This window comes from Spiroplasma endosymbiont of Ammophila pubescens (assembly GCF_964020965.1).
Lineage (GTDB): Bacteria > Bacillota_I > Bacilli_A > Mycoplasmatales > Mycoplasmataceae > Spiroplasma.
In genome coordinates this window covers 1,487,011-1,512,358 of the sequence record NZ_OZ026611.1, presented here as the reverse complement: position 1 = coordinate 1,512,358, position 25,348 = coordinate 1,487,011, and the positions used below count along the sequence as shown (strand labels likewise).

Below are 25,348 nucleotides of genomic sequence, written 5' to 3'. Positions count from 1 at the left end.
TGGAAAGAAAGAAGGCTTAGATGTCTATGACAATGTGATTAATGTCAAAACCAATTGAACCAGCAGAAATTATTAATCAATTATTTCCTAATCTATGGGTTTTTATTGCGCATGTTATTGCGACAATTATTTTATTAATTTTATTATCAAAATGAGTTTATAATCCATTTCGAAAAGCAATGCGGGCTCGTCGCAATAAAATTCGAGAATTAATTCAAGATGCTGCTGAAAAACAAGCAAAAGCAACAATTGATCAAAAAGAAGCATCGAAATTGTTAACAACAGCGAAGGTAGAAGCAAATAGTATTATTGTTGCGGCTCGAACTGAAGCAGAGGCAAAACGTCATCAAGTTTTAGAAACAGCAAAAGCTGAAGTTATGCAATTAAATGAACAGGCCCATAAAGAAATTCAAAAAGAAAAAGAGCAATATTATGATGATATTCGAAAATCAATTATTAATGTTGCTTTTAATGCAGCTGAGCAATTATTAAGCAAAGAAATTAATAAAGAAAAAAATGAAAAATTGGTAGAAGAGTTTATCAAAGAATTAGAGTAGTAAGTTATGTTAGTTAGTGAAAAATTTATTGATAATTATGCAGCTGCTTTAATGGACTTGGCGCTTGAAACAAAAAAAATTGATCATTTTTTAGAAGTTAGTAATATAATCGTAGATTTATTTAAACAAGAACCAGATTATATTAAGTTAATGATGAATGCTGACATTGCAAAAGAAGAACGAAAGAACATTTTAGCAAAACCATTTCAAAAAGTTATTGATCCGTTAATTTTAAATGCCCTTTTTTTATTAATTGATCGTGAAGCTTTTTGTTATGTTAGAAGAATTTTTAAAAGTTTAAGAAAATTAATAAATATTAGTTATGATGTTCAATATGGAAATATTTATTCAACCCAACCATTAACAAGAAAACAAATTACAACAATTGAAACAAAATTAAGTAAAAAATTTGGCTATCATATTGAGTTAGTTAACAAAATTGATCCATCTTTATTAGGCGGAGTTCGGATTAAAATTAAGCATGAAATTATTGATGGTTCAATTGCAGGACAATTAGAAACAATGCGACAAAAAGCAATATATAATAAATAGAAGATGGGGTGAAAAAGTGGCTTTAAATGTAAATGAGATTTCCAAAATAATTAAAAAACAGATTAAAGAATATGATAAAAAAATTGAAATTCATGAAGAAGGAACTGTTGTAACAGTTGGTGATGGAATTGCTTTAATTGATGGTCTTGACAATGCAATGATGAGTGAATTGCTAATTTTTCCGAATGAAATTTATGGAATGGTATTAAACTTAGAAGAAGGCGCTGTTGGAGCCGTTTTAATGGGTGACGATACAACAATCCATGAAGGTGATCAAGTTCGTCGATCAGGAAAAATTGTTGAAACGCCAGTTGGTGATGCGTTGTTAGGCCGTGTTGTTAATGCATTAGGACAACCAATTGATGGGAAAGGACCATTAAAAGCAACAAAAACACGTCCTGTGGAACGAATTGCACCTGGTGTTATGACTAGAAAATCAGTTGATGAACCAATGGAAACGGGAATTATGACAATTGATGCGATGATTCCCATTGGGAAAGGACAACGAGAATTAATTATCGGTGATCGCCAGACAGGAAAAACAGCAATCGGAATTAATACCATCTTAAATCAAAAAGGGAAAAATGTAAAATGTATTTATGTTGCAATTGGGCAAAAAGCATCAACTGTTGCACAAATTGTCGAAAAATTACGAGCTGCTGGTGCATTAGAATATACAACAGTTGTTTCAGCCACAGCAAGTGAATTAGCGCCATTACAATACTTAGCACCATATACTGGTGTTACTATTGGTGAAGAATGGATGGAATCTAGTGAAAATGTTATTATTATTTATGATGATCTTTCAAAACATGCTGTTGCTTATCGAACAATGGCACTATTATTACACCGTCCACCTGGTCGTGAAGCATATCCTGGTGATGTTTTTTATTTACATAGTCGGTTATTAGAACGCGCCGCGCGAGTAACAAAAGAATATGGAGGCGGAAGTATTACTGCTTTGCCAATTATTGAAACACAAGCGGGTGATATTTCAGCATATATTCCAACTAATGTTATTTCAATTACTGATGGGCAAATTTTCTTAAATAATTATCAGTTTAATGCTGGAATTCGCCCTGCGGTTGATGCGGGATTATCGGTGTCACGAGTAGGGTCAACAGCACAAATTAAAGCAATGAAACAAGTTGCTGGTTCATTAAAATTAGAATTAGCACAATATCGTGAACTACAAGCCTTTGCTCAATTTGGTTCTGATTTGGATGATGCGACAAAAGAAGTATTAGAACATGGAAAACGAGTAATTGAAATTTTAAAACAAAAACAATATTCACCGCTTTCACAAATTGACCAAGCAATAATTTTATTAGCAGTTAAGAAAAAAAGAATTCGTTGAATTCCAGTTGATAAAATTCAAGAATTTAAAGAAGAAATAATTGAACATTTTAATATAAAAGCAAAAAAATACTATACTGAATTAGCAAAGGCCAAAGCCTATAACGATACCTTAATGACTAATATTGATAATGAAATTATTAATGTTGTTAAAAAAATTACCAATAAAATTGCTGATTATAAACCAGAAATGTTTGGACAAATTGAAGAGTGGAAAAAATTAGGACAATAAAGGTTAAAAGAACAAAATGGCAGTCGGAACAGATTTAAAAAAACAAATTACTTCAATTACTTCAACATCTAAAATAACACAAGCAATGAAATTAGTAGCGACAGCAAAATTAAAAAAAGTTGGTAAACGAATTTCTAATTCAAAACCATATTTTGCTGAAGTTTATACTGTTTTTAATGATATCATTAGTAAAGCAGATGATTCAATTTATCAAAAAAAAGATGGCATAAAAGATAGTAAACGTACTTGTTGAATTATTGTTAATTCAAATTTAGGTTTATGTGGTGGTTATAATATTAATATTAATAAGTTGGTGTTACAACAATTACGAAAAAGTGATTGTATTATTGCAATCGGCTCTAAAGCAGAAACATTTTATACCCATAAAGGTTATGAAATTATGCAAACAAGAAAAAATATTGATATTAATTTTTCTTATGATGATGCACGTGAGTTTGCACAAGAAATTTTATCTGGTTTTAATGGAAATACTTATGATGAAATTAAAATTGCTTATACAAAATTTATTAATAATGTAACTTTTGAACCAACAATTTTACAATTGTTACCAATTATTAAGGTAACACAACATGAAAAACCAAAACACATTAATGTTATTACCGAATTTGAACCAGATCCAGCAACGATTTTAGAAAATGCGGTGCCAATGTATTTAAATACCATTTTATTTTCATCAATTGTTGAATCACAGGTTTCAGAACAAGCATCACGGCGAGTAGCAATGGAAAATGCAACAGATAATGCAAATGCAATGTTAGAAAAATTATCGTTATTATATAACCGTAAGCGTCAAGCAGCAATTACACAGGAAATTACAGAAATTGTTACTGGGGCTGGCGCGCAAGAAAATTAAAAGGTGGTTAAAAAATGGAGAAAAATGGAAAAGTAGTACAGGTGTTAGGACCTATTGTTGATGTACGGTTTACGGAAGAATATTTGCCTGAATTATATAATGCTATTACGGTTAATAATAATGGTACAAAGTTAGTTTTAGAAGTTGTTCAACATATTGGTGATGACACCGTACGGGCAATTGCCTTAGGACCAACAGAAGGAATGGTTCGGGGAATGTATGTGATTGATACAAAAGCGCCAATTACAGTTCCGGTTGGTGAAGAGGTTTTAGGACGTATGTTTAATGTTCTTGGAGAAGTAATTGATGAAAAACCACAGCCAAAGACAAAAACAATGCGTCCAATTCACCGTGAAGCACCATCATATGAAGAACAACAAACAACAGTTGCAATTTTAGAAACAGGCATTAAAGTTGTTGATTTATTAGTTCCCTTTGCAAAAGGGGGAAAAATTGGTTTGTTTGGTGGTGCTGGAGTAGGAAAAACAGTATTAGTACAAGAGTTAATTAATAATGTGGCAAAAGCACATGGAGGAATTTCTGTCTTTGCTGGTGTTGGTGAACGAACACGAGAAGGTAATGATTTATATTATGAAATGATTGAAAATGGTGTTATTGATAAAACAGCTTTGGTTTTTGGGCAAATGAATGAAACACCAGGAGCTCGTATGCGAGTTGCTTTAACTGGATTAACAATTGCTGAATATTTCCGTGATGATAAAAACCAAGATGTTTTATTATTTATTGATAATATTTTCCGTTTTACCCAAGCTGGTTCTGAAGTATCAGCCTTATTAGGACGGATGCCATCAGCAGTTGGTTATCAACCGACATTAGCAACCGAAATGGGAGCATTACAAGAACGAATTACTTCAACAAAAAAAGGAAGTATTACTTCTGTCCAAGCAGTATATGTGCCAGCGGATGATTTAACTGATCCAGCTCCTGCAACAACATTTGCTCATTTAGACGCTAAGGTTGTCTTAGACCGTGAAATTGCAGCATTAGGAATTTATCCATCAGTTGACCCATTAGGAAGTTCGTCTCGATTATTAGACCCATTAGTGGTTGGTGAAGAACATTATGAAGTAGCACGAGGAGTACAAGAAATCCTCCAAAAGTTTAAAGAATTACAATCAATTATCGCCATTTTAGGGATGGATGAATTATCAGATGAAGATAAATTAGCTGTTGCAAGAGCACGAAAAATTCGTAACTTTTTATCACAACCATTTTTTGTAGCTGAAAAGTTTTCTGGAAAAACAGGGAAATATGTCCCTGTAGTAGAAACAATTCGTGCTTTTAGAGAAATCTTAGCAGGAAAATATGATGATGTACCAGAACAAGCATTCTTATATGTTGGAACAATTGATGAGGTTGTTAAAGTCGCCGAGGCTTTAAAACATAATTAAAATGGCGAATCAAATTAGTTTAAAAATTATTACACCACAGGGTGTCATTGTTAATCGTTTAGTTGATATTATAACAGTGAAAACAATTACGGGATATATGGGTATTTTGTATGGTCATATTCCTCTTGTTTCAACAATTGTTCCATCTGAAATGACATACAAAGTTAATAATAAAGAATATAAATTAAGTATTGCTGGTGGAATTTTGCAAGTTGAACAAGAATTTGTTAAAATTCTTGCTTATAAAGTTGAATCTATTAGTTAGATACGAAAATAGAAATCTCTTTTTTGAGATTTTTTGTTTTAATTTTCTTAATTATAAATATAAAATAAAACATGATAAAATGATAATGTCTGAGACTACTTATATGATAAACTAAGTAATATTAAAAGAAGGTAGGCAATGTAATGATAGTAAAAATGATCGTGTGTGATATTGATGGAACATTAGTAACTGATAAAGACAAAAAGATTCCAACTATAAATATTGAGGCTTTAAAAAAGGCTCAAGCAATGGGTATTTTAGTAACGATTGCTTCAGGACGGGTTCCTAGTAGTTTATCTGATTATGCAACAACATTAGGAATTCTTGACCATTGTCCGTATGTTATTGGTGCTAATGGTGGGGCTGTTTTAAATTTAAAAACAAAAGAATATGTCTATGATGAAATAATTTCATATCAAGATACATTATGAGCAATGAATATTGTTCGAGAATTTGGTCATGATTTTTATTTAGCACCACTTAATGAACAAGAAGCTTATGTTTCACAATCAAGCATTATTAAAGATGATCTTTTTTTATTTTGTAATACTGACATTAAAGCAATTGTTTTAGATTGAAATGAAATTCCGCAAATGCGTAAGGTTGTAATTTCTTGTCATGATGAACAAAAACAAAATTGGTTACGACAACAAATTGCAGTCAGTAAAACATTAAGGACAGAAGTTACGGGATATGGGTTTATTGAGATTATTCCTAAAAATGTTAATAAATGACAGGGAATTTTAAAATTAATTGAAGCACTTAAACATAAAGAAAATCACCATCTTGATTCAGATGAAATTATGTGTTTTGGTGATCAAATGAATGACTATGAGATGATTAAAAATTCAAAATATGGAATTGCATTAGCCAATGCTACACCGCAATTAAAAGAAGTTGCTTTTGCAGTTACTGCAAAAGATAATAATGCGGCAGGAATTGCTTATTATCTTTATAAGACAATATTAAAATAGAAGATGAGGTTGTCATGTTAAAAATTAATGGTAATCAAATTAAATTAATTGTTACTGATGTTGATGGCACATTAATTACTGATAAGCAAGAATTACCAACTCTTGTTCAAAATAAATTACTTGCATTGCAAGCAAAAGGGATTGCTGTATCAATTGCATCAGGACGAATGCCCCTTGGTTTTGATAATTACACAAGAGAATTAAAAATTAAGGATTATTGTCAATATGTTATTGGTGCTAATGGTGCTTTAGTGTATGATACTAAAAACAATAAGTCAATTTATAGCAATTTAATGCCAGTTTCGGATTTAGTTATTGTAATTGATATTTTATTAAAATATCAATGTGATTTTACAATTTCATATCAAGATGATGATAATTTATATTGTGCGGGTGAAAAATTATTAAAAATTAAATCAAAACCAGATGCATTTTTAGATGGAATGAAGCAAGTAAAACCATTCTGCTTTGATGATATTAGAATAGCCAATAAAATTGTTGCAAAGCATTCATCCAAAATAATGTTTCAAGAAATGTATACAACTTTAAAACAAGTTTTAAATATTAATGTTGAACCACTGTCTGAATATGGATGTGATATTGTACATGGTAATTCAAATAAAGGGCAAGCAATTTTACATTTAATTGATATTTTAAATCAAAGGCAAGGACGTGAAATTAAATTAGAGAATGTTTTATATTTTGGTGATAATTATAATGACCGTTCTGTGTTTGAAATTTTACCTTATGCAATTGCAATGGAACATAGTCAAACTCCGATTTTAAATTTAGCATACGATGTAGCTAGCAGCAATAATACCGGAGGAATTTATCATTATTTAAGCAACCTTGAAAAAAATAATTAAAATTAATTTAAAATACAATAATTTTAGTAATTTTATAGTATTATTAATAAGAACATAATTTAATTTAGAGAGGGATGTTTTAATGAACCTATCAAGCATGATGTTTTTAGCAATTGAACCACAAGTAGCCAATACAATTATTTATGTTTTTGAAATAATTGCTTTAATTGTATCAATTATTATGATTATTATTGGTTTATTACAAAACAAAAAAGCACAAACAGGGTTAAGTGCTTTAAATGGTGGTAATGATGAATTATTTGCTAATAGTAAAGAACGTGGGTTAGATCGAACATTATCTATTTTTATGTTAACATTTGGTTCAACATTATTAATTATTACATTATTGATAAATTTATTAACAAAAGTTCTATTGTAATAATTAAATCTTTAAAAATATCATTAATTGAAAAGAGATTTAAAAATGTCTCTTTTTTCATTTAGGGGAAAGGTATATGCATGATCGAATTGTAGCTATTTTAAAAAAACAAACAAAACCAATTGATACGATTGAATTAGCACAGTTATTAGATATTAATAAAATTAATGATAATAAAATGATGTTAAAAGTTTTGGTTGAATTAGAAAATGATAATATTATTGGGGTCACACAACAACATCGGTTCTATTATTTTGATCTAAAAATTTATTTACGAGGAGTTATTAGCATTAATAAAAAAGGTTTTGGTTTTATTAAAATTAGTGAAAACCAAGAAGAATACTATGTTAAACAAGATGATTTAAATAATGCCTTAGACCAAGATCAAGTTTTGTTTATTTTAAAAAAACAAAAAAATGATAATAATTCTAAAAAAGCAGAAGCACAAGTAATTAAAGTTTTGAAGCGAAATAATGAATATGTAATTGGAGTTATTAAAAAGAATCGTCATCAACAAAAATATTTAGAAATTTTAAATAATAAATTAACGCAATATCGTGCTGAAATTATTAATTTAGCTGATGCAATTGAAAATACAATTGTAAAGGGAATCATTACAAATATTAATAGTAAAAACAATTTAATGCAAGTTAAAATCATTGAGATTATTGGTAATACTAATCAAGTCGGTGTTGATGTCTTGGCTATTTTACATGAATTTAATATTCGTACTAAATTTAATGAAGAAACATTAAATGAAGCCAATCAAATTAAACAAGATGTTGATGTTGCAAGAATGTTAGCAGATAAATCACGCCGTGATTTACAAGCAAAAATGTTTGTTACAATTGATGGGAATGATTCAAAAGATTTTGATGATGCTATTTTAGTTAAAAAAAATCAAAATGGTAATTATTTATTATTGGTTGCGATTGCTGATGTTGCACATTATGTTCCACAGAATAGTTATCTTGATAAAGAAGCTTTTGATCGAGGGTGTTCAGTTTATTTAATTGACCGGGTTGTTCCAATGTTACCGGAAAAATTAAGTAATGGGATTTGTTCGTTAAATCCTTTTGAACCACGATTAACATTAATTTGTGAAATGGAAATTAATAAGAAGGGACATGTTGTTAATTCTAGTATTTATGAAGCTGTCATTATTTCAAAAGCGCGATTAACTTATGATGAAGTTAATAAGTTATTCTGTCAAGAAAAAAATCAAATCTCAGATGAAATTGCTCAAATGTTGCTTTTAGCGCAACAGTTATATCAAATTTTAGTTTTAAAAAAAGAACATGATGGGGTTGTTGATTTTGATTTAGATGAACCAAAGTTTATTGTTAATAAAAATGGTAAGATTAAAGATATTGTTGTGCGAGAGCGTGCTGATGCAGAAAAATTGATTGAGAGTTTTATGATTCGCGCTAATGAAACGGTAGCCGAAACAATTTATTGAATGGATTTGCCATTTGTTTATCGTGTGCATGATAAGCCAAAACCAAAAAAATTGTTTGATTTGTATACGCAATTATCTTATTTAGGTTTAAATATTAAAGGTAAGTTAGAAAATATTCATTCTAAAGATTTACAGCAAATTTTAAATAAGTTAAAGGATAAGGAAAATTTTAAAGTTATTTCAGCTTTAATATTACGAAGTATGGAAAAAGCTAAATATAGTGCTATTAATGATGGCCATTTTGGACTGGCATCTTGATGTTATACGCACTTTACTTCACCAATTCGGCGTTATCCTGATTTAGTTGTTCATCGTTTATTAAAAGAATATTTATTTCAAGGAAAAGTTAAAATTACTGATTTAGAACAAACGCGAACTTTTGTTAGTCATGCTAGTCAACAGTCATTCCTTGCAGAATTACGGGCAATGGAATGTGAACGAGAAGTTGACAAAATGAAAGAAGCTGAATATATGGAAGATAAAATTGGCTATGAATATGATGGCATTATTGCAGGAGTTACTTCGTTTGGAATTTTCGTTGAATTACCAAATACAATTGAAGGATTGGTTTATATTACTGATTTAAAAAATGACTATTACGTTTTTGATGAAAAAAGTTTAAAATTAATTGGAGAACGGAAACGAAAAGAATATTTTTTAGGAAAAAAAGTACGAATTAGAGTAAAGAAAGCAAGTAAAAAATTACGGCAAATTGATTTTGAACTAGTTGATTAAGGAGTTGATATTAATGTTGACAATTACAGTTAATAAAAAAGCACGGTATAATTATGAAATTATTGAAACCTATGAAGCTGGTATTGTTTTAACAGGCAGTGAGATTAAGTCAATTCGTAATAATGATGTATCAATTAATGAGGCCTTTGTTATTATTCGAAAAAATGAGGCCTTTGTTATCAATATGATAATTGCTCAATATAAATTTTCAACATCATATATATCAGATGCTGATCGGACTAGAAAATTACTTTTGCATAAAAAAGAAATTAAAAAAATTTTGCAACGAATTAAATTAGAACGTTTAACATTAGTACCATTAAAGTTATATCTTAAAAATAATTATGCTAAATTAGAAATTGCTTTAGTTCGTGGGAAGAAGAATTATGATAAACGAGAAACAATTAAGCAACGCGATAATGAGCGTTTACGTCGGAAATATTAATTTTTAAAAAGTTAATTTTAGAAATTTTATTTTTCTGATATTAAATATGTTAAAATTAATAAAAAGTATGATATTGCTATTTGCTAATTAGTAATAATAATTTATTAAATAATATTTTATATAAGAAGGAGTTTTAAAATTATGAATCCTAAACAACACCCACAAGGTTGTTATGCTTGTAATTGTTCTTGCTTAGGAACTGATGGTGAATTTTGTACCAACTGTTCTAATTGTAGTTCTAAGGATAATCATACACAAAAGAAAATAGGAAAACCTTGAAGTTAGAAAAAGTAAATAAATAAACTTTTTAATTTATAATATTATTTTAAACTTTATAAGTATTAAAAATTAACTAGGATGATTGAAAATTCCATAATAAAGGTGAATATCTTGTATGGAAATAACTAATAAAACAATAGTTTTAATGATTGATTTTGATAATTTTAATAGTGATGAGCATTTAAATATTTTATTTGATGAGTTAGAACAAATGGGAAATGTTATTTATAAAGGTGCATTTTATTCTAATACAGATGATAAAAACATATATGAAAAAGGGAAAAAATATGGTTTTAATGATTTTATTGTTGAGACTACATATTCAAATTGTAAAAATGCGGTTGATATTAGAATTGCTTTGGATGTAATGGAATGATTAAGAAAAGATTATGTTGATTGTTTTTGTTTGGCAACTAATGATTTAGATTTTACTCCAATTGTAAGAAGAATTAAACAGAAAAATAAAACAGTTATTGGTGCAGGAAATTTAGAAAAATCTCAAGAATATAAAAAACTTTATCATAGATTCATAAGTGTTAATAAAATTTTAAATGCTAAAAAAATTAATGAGAAAAAACCTCAAGAAAATAAAAAAGAAAGTAGTGCTAAAAATAATGTAAATAAAACAATAGTAGAAGGTAAAAAAAAAGAATTAATTGAGGTAGTAAATTCAATAATTAAAGAAAATGATAAAAATAATGATGGGTTTACTCAGTTTTCTATAATTATTGAAAATTTACTTCGAAAAATTCCAGATTTTAATCCCAAAAATTATGGGGCACAAAATAATAAATCTTCATTATTTTTTAAAAACAATTTTGAAGACAATTATGATTTTAAAGAAAAGAAAGGAATTTTATATATAAAATTAAAACAAAAGAAGAAATAATTATAATAAATATGATTAATAATAAGGAAATATATTATTTTTTAGTTAATATATGAGTGTAAAACTGTTAGAAGTTATAATAAAAGTATAAATAAGAGAGGAAGTAGAAATGAGTACGGGAGAAATAGTTACCGTTATTGTTGCTTAGTTATCATTCATAAGTACAATTATTTCTTCAATATTTATTTTTATTGCTAATAAAAATAATCAACTAAATAAAGTAAAAATTGATGAAATACATAAAAAGTTAATAGAAAATCATTCAAGAATAATGGAAATTCTAATAAACAAAACATCTTCCACAATTGACAATGCGATTAATGGTTTTATAAAATTATTTAAACAAAGTAATAAAGATCAATCATATGAAAGAATGGAAGGGGAAATAACAAACTCCAATGAACATGATATTAGTTAAAAGATGCTTTTAAAATAAAAAAGTCATATGAAAATAATAATGTTTAGGAGGAAAATTATGACTTATAAAGATAAAGAAAAATTACAAGCAAAATTTATTAATGGATTTATTAAAAATGAATTTTATGATGTAATTTTTAATTACTGGACATTATTAAAGAATAAGCAGATTAATAATCAAAAGAAGATAGAAAAAAGAACATCGTCTAAACAATTGGCAGATAATTTTGTTAAAAAACTATTAAATAATATTATTAGTTTAAAACATGAAATATTTAATAATAGTAAAAAAACTTTTACTGAACTTGAACAAGAAAAAGTAGAAAGCGAAAAACCAGAAAATTTTAAAGAAATACTTTTATTTTTTTCAAACTTTTAAATATCAAAGACAAGTTAAAAAAAATGTTTAAATTATTGAAAAAAGCTTCAAAAGAATATCAAGTATTATTTATTAAAATGATGTTGATAATCCGGTTATCTGTTGACCGTAGTGAAGAAATATGACAATGAATATTAAATAGAATTGATTGAAGTCTTGCCTTAGACCTTGTTGAAAAAAATAATAATTCAGACCAATTTATTCTTTTTGCAAAGCACTTTTTAAAAGAAGTTAATAACAATATGATTAAAGAATGAGAAGGAAAAATTAAAAATAAAAAATTAAGCAATGATGTGATAACATCTATTTCTAATTTTTATCATACATTGAAAAATAAATATAATTATCATATATCTAATTAAAAATTCTTCTTACAAAATAAAAAGTTTTATAAGAAGAATTTTTTAATAATTAAATTATGTTCTTACTAAAGTTAACTTTAAAATAATGTTTGGTATATGTGGTCGTATAAAGAAAATTGGGGTTTTTTATAAAAACAAGAAAAAAATGTCTTTATTTTATTGAACTAAATAATATTTAAAAACAAAAACCCCAATCTTTTACATGCGACCTATTATGTTCTTCCTTCTAAATTTATTTTAAAGACTTAAAAGGTTATGGTTTTTAAACTATAACCTAATAATTGCCTTTAATTTAGGGCTTTTTATGATATAATTAACTTAATTAATTTATAATAATAGGTAACCAATGTGAAGTGAGAACCGCAACAAACGATTGAAATATTAAAAGAATATGTTTATAGTAAAAACAGATTTGATGAATATCGTAATTGTGTGGCATTATCAAATTTACAATTACCACCTTTTTATTTAAAAGAAGATAAAAGTCAATCTGTTTCATCAGTTGTTGTTCGTTTTATTAATGAAAAAGAAATTAAAAAAGCATATGATAAAAATACTTATCAATGAATTATAAATAGTTTAGAAGAAACTATTTTAAATTCTTTAAAAATGGGTGAAAATATTATTGGAATTCATCGCCATGAAAATATTTATTTGGCATTATACGAAGATGATGGGGATTTAAATTATTTAATTGAAATTGCTAATTATATTAATACAACTGTTAAAATTATTAATTATACATTATATGAAAAATATCAAGCTGTCCGTGAGGTTAGAATTGGCATTGGGATTGCGAATGATCCATCAATTGAAAGAATTAACGATTTAGAAGAGAGTTTTATTGTTCCATTTGATGAAGATATTAAGGATATTGTGCAATTAGCAGAAATATATGCTGCAGAAGTTATTATGTTTAATAATTTACCAGTTTGTACTGATGCCTGTGTTTTTATGAATTTAACTAATGAGAATCAAGAATTAATTCGAAAAAATTCACGTCAATATTTTAATTTAAGAACACCTCGTCAACGTTTATTTACGGATTTAATTGATCCTAATGTTGCAGGAGAACTTGAACGAGGTACCTTACAAGTTGAAAAATAAGATCAAAATAATTAGGTTAAAGTTATTTAGTCTTATTCTTTTTTGTTTAACATCATTATTATTTCGGTATAATCATAAGTAGAAAGTGAAGTGAAAGAAAATGCAAGCATTAATTTTTCAAGGAAAAAAGAAAATTTAATGAACTGAAACTAACGAGCCAATTATTAAAAAAGCAACAGATATTATTGTTAAAATTGAGGGATTTACTTTTTCACATGTGGATTATTGTTCATATTCGGGGCATGATAATAGTGTTGTTCCTAACACAATTATGGGGCATGAAGGAGTTGGCGTCGTGACAGCAATTGGAGCTGATATTACAAATCTTAAAATTGGTGATCGCGTTGCAATTGGATGTGTTACTCATTGTAATATTTGTCAATGATGTGAACAAAAAGCATTTGCTAATTGTACTAATGGTGGTTTTATTTTAGGAACTAAAATTAATGGAACGCATGCTGAATATGCTCATGTTCCTTATGGGAAAAATAGTGTTATTAAAATTTCAAAAACAATGAATTTAACTGATGCTTTAATGTTAAGCGATGTGTTACCAACAGGATATGAAAATGTTATTAAAAAAATTGATTTAAAACAAATTAATAATATTGCTATTATTGGTGATGGAGGCCAATTGGTTTAGGCATTTTATTGTTATTAAATAAATATAATAAAAAAATTGATATTTATAGTCATCATAGTCAAAAATTAAATTATTTTAAAAAAATGGGGGCGCATAAAATTTATGATAGTACTTTAACTACTTTTGATATTAAATATGATTTAGTAATTGAATGTGTAGGTAATGACCGGGGTACTTTTGAGTAGGCACAACAAATGATTAATTTTAATGGTACAATTATTACAATTGGTGTTTTTAAAAAACCAGTTGTCTTTAACTTACAACAATTATGAAATCAAAATATTACTATTCATACCAGAATTTTAAATTGTTATATTTTAAAAGAACTTGTATTAAAAATTAAAAATAAGGAAATTATTCCGAAGTATTTAGTATCAAAAACTTTTAATAGAAATGAAGTATTAAAAGCATATGAAACTTTTATGGAGACAGATATTTTTAAAGTTGTTGTGAAATTATAACAAGCAATAGAATAGGGTGAAGGAAAGAAATGGGTTTTTTTCAAAAATTAAAAGCAAAACGTGAAGAAAAAAAACAAATTAAATTAGAAAAGGCGTTACGTAAAACACGTTTAACCTTTTCTAATGATATTAAAAAATTAGCACATAAATATAAAGAATATGATGATCAATACTTAGAAGAATTAGAAGAAATTTTAATTGCAAGTGATATGGGAATGAATATGGTTTTACAAATTACTAATCAAATTCGTAAAAAAGTACGAAAAGGTTGAAGCATTGAGGACACAAATGATTATTTGGTTGAAGTAATTATGGATTTATATAATGATCCAAAAAGTAAACAAAATAAATTAAATATTAAAGACCAGCGCTTAAATGTTATTTTGATGGTTGGTGTTAATGGTGCCGGTAAGACAACAACTATTGCTAAATTAACAAAACAATTTCTTGATCAAAAGAAAAAGGTCCTATTAGTTGCTGGTGATACTTTTCGGGCAGGGGCGGTTGAACAATTAAATAAATGAGCAGAACGTTTAAATGTTAATATTGTTAAACCGTTAAAAGAAGGGCAAGATCCAGCTAGTGTTATTTATGATGGATTAATTAAAGGAAAAAAAGAACAAGTTGATATTATTATTATTGATACAGCGGGACGTTTACAAAATAAAGTTAATTTAATGAATGAATTAAATAAAATTAATCGTATTATTAAACGCGAAATTCCCGATGCTTCACATGAAACCTTATTAGTAATTGACGGGGTTACTGGTCAAAATGGTATTTCACAAGCAAAGAATTTTTTGGAGGTAACCGATGTTAGTGGGATTGTTTTGACAAAAATGGATGGTACGGCTAAAGGAGGCGTTGTTTTAGCAATTAAGGACCAATTAAATATTCCCGTTAAGTTAATTGGTTTGGGTGAGCAACCAACTGATTTACAAGAATTTGATATTGAGCAATATATTTATAATTTAACCAAAGATTTATTTAACAAGGATGAAGTGGAAATAGAATAATGAAAGATTTAGAAAAATCAAATGAGTTAATTCTTTTATATGAATTATATCGGGAATTATTAACAACAAAGCAAAGAGAATATTTTGAATTATATTTTTTTAATGATTATTCATTAAGTGAAATTGCAGGGTTAAAAAATGTTTCGCGTAATGCTGTTTATGATTCATTGGTAAAAATCACAAATGCTTTGCATAAATTTGAAAATAACTTACAATTAGGTTATAAGCAACATCAGCGAGATATCATTTATCAAGAATTTGAAAATATTAAGGAATGTGCTGGATTAATAAAAAAATTAAAAAAAATTGATAGTGATTAAGGAGAAACTAAAATGAATATTTTAATGATTGGTGATATTTATGCACAAGCTGGACGGACAGCTGTTAATAAATATTTGCCACAAATAATAAAAAAATATAAGCTTGATTTAATTATTGCAAATGGTGAAAATACTACCCATGGGAAATCATTATCAAAGCATCATTATAATGAATTAAAAGAAATGGGGATTAATATTATTACTTCCGGAAATCATATTTTTCGTAATCCAGAAGTTTTAAATTATATTGAAAAAGTAAATGATTTATTAAAACCAGCAAATATGAATTCGTTTACACCTGGGAAAGGCACAGTTGTTATTAAGATTAATAATAAAAAAATTCGTGTGACTAATTTAATGGGTCGTAGTTTTATGGACCCAGTAGATAATCCATACACAATTTTTGAAGAAATTATTAATAATGATGATAGTGAGCTTTATTTTGTTGATTTTCATGCCGAAGCTAGTGCAGAAAAATTAGCTTTTGCTTGGAATTATGATGGTATTATTACTGGTTTTTTTGGAACGCACACTCATGTTCAAACAACAGATAATCGAATATTGCCAAAAGGAACAGCATATATTACCGATGTTGGGATGTGTGGTAGTTATAATTCAATTATTGGGGCAAATCCAGAAGAAATTATTCTTAAGGAAAAAACTGGTTTACCAGTGCGTTTTGAACCAGCAGCTGAAAATGATAAATTAATTTTTTCAGCGGTATGATTACAAGTAGATGATAAAACTAACCAAGCAGTGAAAATTGAACGAATTTTAATTCATCCAAAAAATGAAGCTGATTTTTTAGGATAATAAAGGAGTAACTTAAATGACTAGTTTAATTAAAACGAGTGTAATCATTATTGTTGTTTGTATTATTCTAGGAATTTTTTTGTGTTGTTATTTTTTTCTACGTTGTTATCGTCTTTTAAACAAGAAAACAAAACGAGGAGAAATTCAATTACCTGAATATATCGAACATAAACACTTTCTTACTTCTGATCAATATGAATTATCAACATTAGGAACAATTGATAAAACTGGTCAGGATATTATTTTAGCAGTTCATGATTTATACGGTAGTAAGGAAAATTTTACTGGTTTAATTAATAATGAAATATGAGCTAAGCATAAAGTTTCAGTAATTGGTTTTAATCAACGCAATGTCGGAGATAATGTGCCAACTAGTATTAAAAATGTTGGAGTTTTAGTGAATGATATTATTGACGTAATTACAGCATTAAAAAATAAATATGAACAACAAAGAATTATTTTATTATTAGAAGGATTTTCATGTGGTTTAATTAATTTATTATTGAAACAAAAACCATTAATTGAAAAAGTTGTTTTTGTTAATCCAATTACAAATTTAAATGGAATAAAATTTTCAATGATTAGCAAAATTGGGATTGGATTTGGTTTTTTATTTAATTTAAACAAAACTCTTAAAATTCATATTGATTATCAACTTTTAAGTCAAAATGAAGATTATAGTACTTTAATGATGGAAAAAGAACAAACTTATTTTTTAAATCAAATTTTACAATTTAATTATCTTAATAAAAAGATAGTAAAACAAATTAATAATCTTAAAGTAAAAACTTTAATATTACAAGCAGAGGTTGATAAATTTTATGATACAAAACAAGTAACTTTAATTAATAATGGGCTAGTTAAAATAAAAAAAATTGAAACAGCAAAACATTACTTATTCACTAATCAAAATATTAGTGTTGAAATTCTTACCGAAATAATTAATTTAAATTAAAATTAACTAATTTTTAAGTTATAATATACTTGTTGTCAAGTAACAACATAAAACTTATTCAGAAGTGGTTAGTACGCTAAGCAATGATCCACTAGCAACCCTATATTTAACTAGAAGGTGCTTTTAGCAGGGCAAAATGATATGCTACCAATAAGATTTATTAGTTATTGAATAGAACTTAACTATTAATTTATATGTAAAAATATTGTTATTAATGCCACATTATTCTGATGTGGTTTTATTTATGATTAAGGAGAAGAAAAAGATGGGAAAAGAGCGAATTTTATTTACATCAGAATCAGTATCAGAAGGGCATCCTGATAAGATTTGTGATCAAATTTCAGATGCTGTTTTAGATGCATGCTTAAAAGAAGACCCCTTATCACGGGTAGCATGTGAATGCTTTATTACAACAAACCGGGTTATTATTGGTGGTGAGATTACAACAAAAGCAAAAGTTGATTATGCCAATGTAGCACGTAAAGTATTAAAAGAAATTGGTTATAATGATGCAGAATGAGGAATTGATTGACAAACTTGTGAAGTTGAAATATTAGTTAAAACACAATCACCAGATATTTCACTTGGTGTTGATAAAGCTGGAGCTGGGGACCAAGGAATTATGTTTGGTTATGCAACAAATGAATCAGATAATTATATGCCGTTAGCAATTTCTATTGCTCATGCTTTAGTAAAGCGAGCAAGTATGCTACGTAAAAAAGGAATGTTTATTGGGGCACGACCAGATATGAAATCACAAGTAACGTTAGACATAACAAATGCTAAATATATTTATATTGATACAATCTTAATGTCAATTCAGCATGATGAAGATATTGATGAAGCTAAATTTAAACACTTTGTTATTACGGAAATTATGGAACCAGTTGTGCAAGAATTTAAAATGAATTTAGATTTTAAAGTTTTAATTAATCCAACTGGTCGATTTGTAATTGGTGGACCAAAAGGTGACGCTGGGTTAACAGGGCGAAAAATTATTGTTGATACATATGGTGGCTATGCACGGCATGGTGGTGGTACTTTTTCAGGAAAAGATGGAACAAAAGTTGATCGTTCAGCAGCATATATGGCTCGTTATGTTGCAAAGAATATTGTTGCGGCAGGATTAACTAAACGATGTGAGATTCAATTATCTTATGCGATTGGAGTTGCTGAACCGATTTCAATTTTTGTTGAAACATTTGGAACTAATTTTGTTGCAAATGATATTATATTGAAGGCGATTAAAGAAAATTTTGATTTTCGTCCCCAAGCAATGATTGAAATGTTAGATTTACAAAAACCAATTTATCAACAAACGGCAACTTATGGGCATTTTGGTCGTTACCATACTGAACTACCATGAGAAAGATTAGATAAAGTTCAAAGTTTAATAAAATATTTACCAGGTGTTTAATTTTTAGATATAATTAACATAAAGAATAAGAGGAGAAAAACTAATGAAGTATAAGTTAATTGCTCTTGATTTGGATGGTACAACAGCAAGTAGAAATCGAATTTCAAAGCAAAATGTTGTAGCAATTAAGTGAGCATTGGCAAATGGGATTAAAGTGATTATTGCAACTGGGCGTAGTATTGGTGCGATTAGAAAAGTTGCAAAAAAATTAGGCATTATTGAAAATAAAATGCTAGTAATTGGTTTTAATGGTGGCATAATTTATGATTTTGCGAAAGAAAAAATTCTTCAACAAAATGTTTTTTCTAATGATGAATTAATCAATGTTTTTTATCTTGCTAATGAGTGTAAAATTCAATTATGAGCATATTCCGTTAAGAATGAACATTTTGCTTATGTTAATACTAAGCATAGTTTGATGACTAAATGAATGAGTTTTCACACAAAACGAAAAAGAATATTAGTGTATGATCCTACTACTTTACATGACCAAGCTTACAAGTTTGTTGTTAATGGTAAAAAAGAGAATGTTCAAAAATTTAAAGCAAAACTTTTAGTAAAATATGAATTTAATATTTTTGATTGGTCATATTTGCCAAATCAAAGTTTAAATTTAGAAATTAGTCCAAAGGGTAGTGACAAAAAAGATGCTTTAGAATATCTTGCTAAAATATATAATATTCAACCAGCAGAAATTATTGCGATGGGTGATGGTTCAAATGATTATGAAATGTTAAAATGAGCTGGCGTTGGAATTGCGATGGGAAATGCTAAAGCGGATATTAAAACTATTTCTGATGATACAACTGCCCATTATCGTCGCTCAGGAGTAGCAAAAGCAATTAATAAATATTTTAAAAAATAAAAAATATCATCAAAACTATTGATATTTTTTTTGTTTTTTTTATAATTAATGTGGTCGTAATTTAAAAACAAAAAGTTTAGTATAACTAAACAAAATTACCAAAGGAGGGTTGTCTATGTTACTAGGAGAGAAAATTAAACTATTACGTCAAAAAAATAATTTAACAATTGAAGAATTAGCAAATCGTTGTGAATTAACGAAAGGCTTTATTAGTCAACTTGAACGCGATATTTCTTCTCCGAGTATTGAAACACTAGAAAGTATTTTAGAAGTTTTAGGCACCAACTTAGCAGATTTTTTTAAACAAGAAAAAAATAGAAAATTCGTTTATGCAGCAGAAGAACATTATGAAGTTGAACAAAATGATTATCGAATTGAATGATTAGTTCCTAATGCGCAAGTAAATGAATTAGAACCAATTTTAATTCAAATTAAGCCGCAAGGAGAATCAGAACGGATATTACCATTTGATGGTCAGATTTTTGGTTATGTTTTGAAAGGAACAGTGTTAGTTTATTCTGGGCAAAAAGTACAAACAGCAGATACTCGTGATAGTTTTTATTTATATGGTAATAATCAACACTATTTAAAAAATGAAACAAATGAAGTTGTTGAGGTATTATGAATTTCAACACCACCAATATTTTAAAAGATTAGAAAAGGAGCAGGAGCATTGGAAACAAATATTTTAGAGTTACGAAACATTTCAAAACAATATGAAGGAAAAGTGGTTTTGAAAGGAATTAACTTAAACATTAAAGAAGGAGAATTTGTCACATTACTAGGACCATCAGGATGTGGAAAAACAACAACATTAAGAATTATTGCTGGATTTGAACAACCTAATAGTGGGAAGTTATTATTTTTAGGAAAGGACTATTTAAAAACGCCAGTTCATAAACGAGAAGTTAATACTGTTTTTCAAAATTATGCTTTATTTCCGCATTTAACTGTTTTTGATAATATTGCTTATGGTTTAAAAGTTAAACGCAATAAGTATGATGTTATTGAAACTGAAGTAAAGAAATTTTTACAATTAGTAGGATTAGAAGGTTTTGAAGATAAATCAGTTGAACAATTATCGGGTGGTCAACGCCAGCGCGTTGCATTAGCACGAGCATTAATTAATAAGCCAAAGGTTTTGTTATTAGATGAACCAATGGCTGCATTAGATGTTAAGTTACGAAAAAAAATGCAATCAGAATTAAAAACTTTGCAAGGAGAAATTGGAATTACTTTTATTTTAGTAACGCATGATCAAGAAGAAGCATTAACATTGTCTGATCGTATTATTGTAATGAATGATGGAGCAATTCAACAGGTTGGAACACCAGCGGAAATTTATAATGAACCAGAGAATTTATGAACAGCACAATTTATTGGGGACTCAAATATTATTTCAAATGCAATTTTTATTAAAGATAATTTAGTAGCAATTGATGGCAAAAAAATTGTTTGTGTTGACCGTGGATTTGGTGAAAATGAAGACCAAATTGATATTATTATTCGTCCTGAAGATATTGACATTGTTCCAGTTGGGAAAGGATTCTTCACAGGAACAGTTAAAAGAGTTAATTTTAAAGGAGTTCATTGGGAAATTATTGTTAAATGTAAAGAACGAAAATATTTAATTCATTCAACAGATAGAGTTGAAGAAGGTGATCAAATTGATATTTCATGAAATGTTGAAGATATTCATGTTATGTGGAAAGAGATTGATGATTAAGGAGCAAGAATGATGGAAAACAAAAATAAACCACCAAAAAAAGGTAAAGGATGATTTAAAAAACAAGGTAGTAAAATTAAATCAATTAGTCAACATTTTGCTGCGTGATGTCGAACAAAATATTTAAACATTTCTTATCATGCAAAACAAAACAAATGGTTTAAAAGAGGGTTCAATCCAATTTTATGGCCATACCTTATTATTATGATTTTATTAATTGTTGTACCATTATTAATTATTTTATTATATTCGTTTATTCAACCAACGGGAAATAGTTTAGTTTTTGAAATTAATTTTAAAAATTTTGTAACTTTTTTTTCAGAGCAAAAATTTGTTATTGCACTATTCTTAGCCTTAGGATATTCATTAATTGCGGCCTTAATTGCAATTGTGATTGCTTATCCAGTTGCTTATGTGATGGCATTTTGTAAATCAAAACTATTGTCAAAAAATATTTGAATTTTAGTAACCTTACCAATTTGAATTAATATGTTACTAAAAATTATTGGATTACAAACAATGTTTAATATTATTGCTCCAAGTTTACTTGGAACCCCAATTTCGGTTTCTATTGGAATGGTGTATGCATTTTTACCATTTGTAATTTTACCAATTTATAATAGTTTAGATAAAATTGATACTTCATTAATTGAAGCTTCAAAAGATTTGGGAGCAAATGGTTTTAAAACATTTTGAAAAGTTATTTTTCGTCAATCAATCCCAGGTATTATTGCGGGTGGAACATTATTATTAGTGCAATCAGCAACTTCGTTAATTATTGTTAAATTTATGGGGAATGGTCGTATTAATTTAATTGTTGATGTAATTGAAGCATATTTCTTTAAAGGAGAAAACTTTGGAATTGGCGCAGCAATCTCAGTTGTCTTAGCCCTTATTGTTTTTTTAATTATTGTGCTATCAAATTCATTATCAAAATATTTTGAAACAAGAAAGTGGCGTCGCAATGAAAAAGTTTTTTAAATCATCTTATATGGCATTAATTATGTTATTCATTTATATTCCAATTATGATTTTAATTTTATTTTCATTTAATAATGGTGAAAGTATGAGTATTTTTAATGGTTTTTCTGATCGTTGGTATAAACAACTTGCTAGTGAGCAACCTTTTTTACAAAGTATTATTGTGTCAGTTTTTACAGCAGTAATTGCAACTGTTGTCTCAGTTATTATTGGCACTTTAGCTGTGATTGGATTAAGTCGAGCACGGCGAGTTACACAAAAAATGACATTATCAATTACTAATATTCCATTAATTAATGCTGATATTATTACATCTGTTTCGTTGATGATGTTATTTATTGCTTTAGGAGCAAATTTTGGAATGTTAACATTAGTTTTAGCGCATATTTCATTTGATGTTCCATATGTAATTATTACAGTATTACCACGCTTACGGAAAGTTGATCCAAAATTAATTGAAGCTTCATTAGATTTAGGTGCAAAGCCCTCACAAACTTTGCGAAAAATTATTTTACCAATTTTAAAACCAGCAATTATTGCAGCTGCAGCAATTGCCTTTGCAATGAGTTTTGATGACTTTATTATCTCTTATTTTACTGGTGGTGACGATGTCAATGTCGCAACTTTTATTTATACAATGAAAAAAATTAAACCTTTTATTAATGCTTTTGGTACTATTTGTATTGCAATTATTGGAGTTATTATTATTGGATGAAATGGATGAAATGTTTATAAAATTAATTATAATAAATTTCGCCGAGAAATGTTAAAAGGAACTTATAAAGATAAAGATATTATGCGCTATGAAAAGAAATTAGCCTTTCTTTATCATCAATTAAATAATAAAAAAATTAATAATGAAAAACAAAAAGAACAATTACGCTGAAAAATTGTTAAACTAGAAAAAAAATATGATAAAAGTGTTTTATGAATTAAGAATAAAAAACAAACTTTTATTGAACGGCAAGAAACCAAAGAAAATATTAATAAAATATCACGAAAAAAATTCCGTTGATTGGCAAAAAGTTGAAAGCCATTATCATTAGTAACAATTTCAGTTGGCTCAATTGCTTTGCTAACAGCAGTTTATATTAAAAATAATATTTATGATTTAGCAGTAGCAAATTGAGGTGAATATATTACTTCAGATTTAATTAGTAAGTTTGAAAAAAAATATAATGTAAAAGTTAAATATAGTGTTTATGATAGTAATGAAACATTGTATAACAAATTATATACGACACATTATAACGTGATGGTTCCAAGTGACTATATGATTAATAAGTTAGCGCAAGAAGGACGTTTAGAAGAAATTGATTATCAAAAATTAAATGATGTTGATAAAAATTTCAACATTATTAAACCTAATCCAAATTATCATGGACAAGATGTCAAAGAACGAACAATTGGGAATGAATATTTTAATGATTTAAATGTTGATGTAGCAACAGTACAAAAAACAAATCCAGAATTTTATCAAAATTGTATTATTCCTTCTACTTTGGATCCAACAACAGCAAAATGTTTTGATAAAAATTATGCGGCATCATTAGCTGATGGATTATTAAATGTTTTAAATAAAAATAAACTGAAAGATGCTACTCAAAAAACAATTGTTAATTATAGTTTACCTTATTTTTGAGGAGAAGTATCACTTGTGATTAATCCAACAGAAAGTAACTTAAAATTTTTAGATGAGATATTTGCTAAAGCAAATAAAAATTTACCAACAACAGCTCAAGGAAAATTTGGTTATCAACGTGCAGAGTGAGAACCTAGTATAAATCGCGATCAAATTAAACTTAATGATGTTGAAAATAATAAGATTATCTCAAATGGCATTTCATGAGATATTTTATGACAAGCAGCCGCAGCAAATAAACGAGTTTTAATTAATAATGATCCACGAAATTTATTTATGTTAACTACTGAAAAAAATTATTTCAAACCAGTACCAACAACGCAAATGGAAGTTGATCATGGTTACAACGAATTAGCAACATTGCTAAAACATAATAATGTCGCCTTAATGAATGATGAGTTAATCAATGCAGTTGGTGATGGACGTTTTGATTTTGCTTTTATGTATAATGGGGATGCAATTTATGCGGATACATTATTTGCAAAGAGTTATGAAGAAGCGAAGGGAAAAAAATTAATTATTACTCGCCCACGAGCAACAACGGCGTGAACACCAGAAACAGTTGAAGGAACTAACATTTGAAGTGATAATATGGTTTTATCAAAAAATGCTAAAAATCAGGAGTTAGCTTATAAATTTATGAATTTTATTATTCAAAATTCATCAGCATTAACAGAAGAAGCTAATTACACTTCACCATATCAACAAGTAATGGATTATGAAAATAATTATAATTATTATCGTAATGGTCATGATCCAGAATCTGGCGCAATGATTAATTATCAACGTGATTATGTTCCTGTAGCGAAACTTAATGAGAAGGGAATGTATGTTGCTCAACCAGAAATGGTCGATAGACCATTTAAAATAACTAATTTAGATGGTTATGTATTAAATAAATATAATATTTTAATTGCTGGGAAAAACTAATAATTATTTTAAAAATAAAAAATAAGATGATTATATAGTA

At 27.6% G+C, this 25,348-nt stretch carries 30 protein-coding genes and 1 riboswitch; all 30 genes read left to right on the top strand.

Features of this window, described 5'->3' with window-relative positions; all coding sequences use genetic code 4:
- The first annotated feature begins 20 nt into the window (after positions 1-20).
- A complete protein-coding gene (atpF, locus tag ABNT63_RS09915) occupies positions 21-557 on the top strand; it encodes a F0F1 ATP synthase subunit B (protein ID WP_196234365.1) in 537 nt (178 codons plus the stop codon).
- Between the two features lie 6 nt (positions 558-563).
- A complete protein-coding gene (locus tag ABNT63_RS09910) occupies positions 564-1,109 on the top strand; it encodes a F0F1 ATP synthase subunit delta (protein WP_348735607.1) in 546 nt (181 codons plus the stop codon).
- Positions 1,110-1,125: 16 nt separating this feature from the next.
- A complete protein-coding gene (gene atpA / locus ABNT63_RS09905; protein WP_348735606.1) occupies positions 1,126-2,697 on the top strand; it encodes a F0F1 ATP synthase subunit alpha in 1,572 nt (523 codons plus the stop codon).
- 16 nt (positions 2,698-2,713) lie between these two features.
- Positions 2,714-3,571, top strand: coding sequence for an ATP synthase F1 subunit gamma (atpG, locus tag ABNT63_RS09900; protein WP_348735605.1), 858 nt, complete (start codon positions 2,714-2,716; stop codon positions 3,569-3,571).
- A gap of 14 nt (positions 3,572-3,585) precedes the next feature.
- Positions 3,586-4,983, top strand: a complete 1,398-nt coding sequence (atpD, locus tag ABNT63_RS09895; RefSeq protein ID WP_348735604.1) for a F0F1 ATP synthase subunit beta — start codon at positions 3,586-3,588, stop codon at positions 4,981-4,983.
- 1 nt (position 4,984) lies between these two features.
- Complete coding sequence (locus ABNT63_RS09890; RefSeq protein WP_348735603.1) at positions 4,985-5,248, top strand: FoF1 ATP synthase subunit delta/epsilon; 264 nt, start codon at positions 4,985-4,987, stop codon at positions 5,246-5,248.
- A gap of 143 nt (positions 5,249-5,391) precedes the next feature.
- Positions 5,392-6,222 (top strand): Cof-type HAD-IIB family hydrolase, encoded by an 831-nt coding sequence (locus tag ABNT63_RS09885; protein ID WP_348735602.1) that lies wholly within the window; start codon positions 5,392-5,394, stop codon positions 6,220-6,222.
- A gap of 14 nt (positions 6,223-6,236) precedes the next feature.
- Positions 6,237-7,088, top strand: a complete 852-nt coding sequence (locus ABNT63_RS09880; RefSeq protein ID WP_348735601.1) for an HAD family hydrolase — start codon at positions 6,237-6,239, stop codon at positions 7,086-7,088.
- Positions 7,089-7,170: 82 nt separating this feature from the next.
- Positions 7,171-7,467 (top strand): preprotein translocase subunit SecG, encoded by a 297-nt coding sequence (gene secG / locus ABNT63_RS09875; RefSeq protein ID WP_348735600.1) that lies wholly within the window; start codon positions 7,171-7,173, stop codon positions 7,465-7,467.
- Positions 7,468-7,543: 76 nt separating this feature from the next.
- On the top strand, positions 7,544-9,661 hold the full coding sequence (rnr, locus tag ABNT63_RS09870) for a ribonuclease R (RefSeq protein ID WP_348735599.1): 2,118 nt from the start codon (positions 7,544-7,546) through the stop codon (positions 9,659-9,661).
- A 13-nt stretch (positions 9,662-9,674) separates the two neighbouring features.
- Positions 9,675-10,106, top strand: a complete 432-nt coding sequence (smpB, locus tag ABNT63_RS09865; RefSeq protein WP_348735598.1) for an SsrA-binding protein SmpB — start codon at positions 9,675-9,677, stop codon at positions 10,104-10,106.
- 141 nt (positions 10,107-10,247) lie between these two features.
- Positions 10,248-10,391, top strand: a complete 144-nt coding sequence (locus ABNT63_RS09860) for a hypothetical protein (RefSeq protein WP_338990102.1) — start codon at positions 10,248-10,250, stop codon at positions 10,389-10,391.
- Positions 10,392-10,500: 109 nt separating this feature from the next.
- Positions 10,501-11,274, top strand: coding sequence for an NYN domain-containing protein (locus tag ABNT63_RS09855; protein WP_348735597.1), 774 nt, complete (start codon positions 10,501-10,503; stop codon positions 11,272-11,274).
- A 271-nt stretch (positions 11,275-11,545) separates the two neighbouring features.
- Complete coding sequence (locus ABNT63_RS09850) at positions 11,546-11,692, top strand: hypothetical protein (RefSeq protein WP_348735596.1); 147 nt, start codon at positions 11,546-11,548, stop codon at positions 11,690-11,692.
- Positions 11,693-11,749: 57 nt separating this feature from the next.
- The gene (locus ABNT63_RS09845) at positions 11,750-12,070 is read left to right on the top strand and encodes a hypothetical protein (RefSeq protein ID WP_348735595.1); all 321 of its coding nucleotides are present in this window, start codon (positions 11,750-11,752) and stop codon (positions 12,068-12,070) included.
- A 23-nt stretch (positions 12,071-12,093) separates the two neighbouring features.
- Positions 12,094-12,432: a hypothetical protein gene (locus ABNT63_RS09840; RefSeq protein ID WP_348735594.1), complete on the top strand. Its 339-nt coding sequence runs from the start codon at positions 12,094-12,096 to the stop codon at positions 12,430-12,432.
- 348 nt (positions 12,433-12,780) lie between these two features.
- Positions 12,781-13,539, top strand: coding sequence for a hypothetical protein (locus ABNT63_RS09835; protein ID WP_348735593.1), 759 nt, complete (start codon positions 12,781-12,783; stop codon positions 13,537-13,539).
- A 217-nt stretch (positions 13,540-13,756) separates the two neighbouring features.
- On the top strand, positions 13,757-14,182 hold the full coding sequence (locus ABNT63_RS09830) for an alcohol dehydrogenase catalytic domain-containing protein (protein WP_348735592.1): 426 nt from the start codon (positions 13,757-13,759) through the stop codon (positions 14,180-14,182).
- Positions 14,183-14,190: 8 nt separating this feature from the next.
- Entirely contained in the window at positions 14,191-14,367 is a 177-nt protein-coding gene (locus ABNT63_RS09825; RefSeq protein ID WP_348735591.1) for a hypothetical protein, read from the top strand.
- A gap of 9 nt (positions 14,368-14,376) precedes the next feature.
- Positions 14,377-14,643 (top strand): hypothetical protein, encoded by a 267-nt coding sequence (locus ABNT63_RS09820; RefSeq protein WP_348735590.1) that lies wholly within the window; start codon positions 14,377-14,379, stop codon positions 14,641-14,643.
- Positions 14,644-14,672: 29 nt separating this feature from the next.
- The gene (gene ftsY / locus ABNT63_RS09815; protein WP_348735589.1) at positions 14,673-15,659 is read left to right on the top strand and encodes a signal recognition particle-docking protein FtsY; all 987 of its coding nucleotides are present in this window, start codon (positions 14,673-14,675) and stop codon (positions 15,657-15,659) included.
- Positions 15,659-15,979 carry a YlxM family DNA-binding protein gene (ylxM, locus tag ABNT63_RS09810; protein WP_348735588.1) on the top strand — a complete coding sequence of 107 codons (321 nt, stop codon included), beginning with the start codon at positions 15,659-15,661 and terminating at the stop codon, positions 15,977-15,979. Before ftsY ends, ylxM begins: the two co-directional genes overlap by 1 nt.
- A 12-nt stretch (positions 15,980-15,991) precedes the next feature.
- Entirely contained in the window at positions 15,992-16,792 is an 801-nt protein-coding gene (locus ABNT63_RS09805) for a TIGR00282 family metallophosphoesterase (protein WP_348735587.1), read from the top strand.
- A 16-nt stretch (positions 16,793-16,808) separates the two neighbouring features.
- Positions 16,809-17,747: a hypothetical protein gene (locus tag ABNT63_RS09800; RefSeq protein ID WP_348735586.1), complete on the top strand. Its 939-nt coding sequence runs from the start codon at positions 16,809-16,811 to the stop codon at positions 17,745-17,747.
- A gap of 51 nt (positions 17,748-17,798) precedes the next feature.
- Positions 17,799-17,904: riboswitch (SAM riboswitch) on the top strand.
- Between the two features lie 108 nt (positions 17,905-18,012).
- Positions 18,013-19,164, top strand: coding sequence for a methionine adenosyltransferase (gene metK, locus ABNT63_RS09795; protein ID WP_348735585.1), 1,152 nt, complete (start codon positions 18,013-18,015; stop codon positions 19,162-19,164).
- A gap of 43 nt (positions 19,165-19,207) precedes the next feature.
- A complete protein-coding gene (locus tag ABNT63_RS09790) occupies positions 19,208-20,029 on the top strand; it encodes an HAD family hydrolase (RefSeq protein WP_348735584.1) in 822 nt (273 codons plus the stop codon).
- Between the two features lie 115 nt (positions 20,030-20,144).
- Entirely contained in the window at positions 20,145-20,678 is a 534-nt protein-coding gene (locus tag ABNT63_RS09785; RefSeq protein WP_348735583.1) for a helix-turn-helix domain-containing protein, read from the top strand.
- 24 nt (positions 20,679-20,702) lie between these two features.
- Positions 20,703-21,755 carry a spermidine/putrescine ABC transporter ATP-binding protein gene (potA, locus tag ABNT63_RS09780; protein WP_348735582.1) on the top strand — a complete coding sequence of 351 codons (1,053 nt, stop codon included), beginning with the start codon at positions 20,703-20,705 and terminating at the stop codon, positions 21,753-21,755.
- A gap of 12 nt (positions 21,756-21,767) precedes the next feature.
- Positions 21,768-22,736 (top strand): spermidine/putrescine ABC transporter permease, encoded by a 969-nt coding sequence (gene potB / locus ABNT63_RS09775; RefSeq protein WP_348735581.1) that lies wholly within the window; start codon positions 21,768-21,770, stop codon positions 22,734-22,736.
- Positions 22,720-25,308, top strand: coding sequence for an extracellular solute-binding protein (locus tag ABNT63_RS09770; RefSeq protein ID WP_348735580.1), 2,589 nt, complete (start codon positions 22,720-22,722; stop codon positions 25,306-25,308). Before potB ends, ABNT63_RS09770 begins: the two co-directional genes overlap by 17 nt.
- Positions 25,309-25,348: the final 40 nt, after the last annotated feature.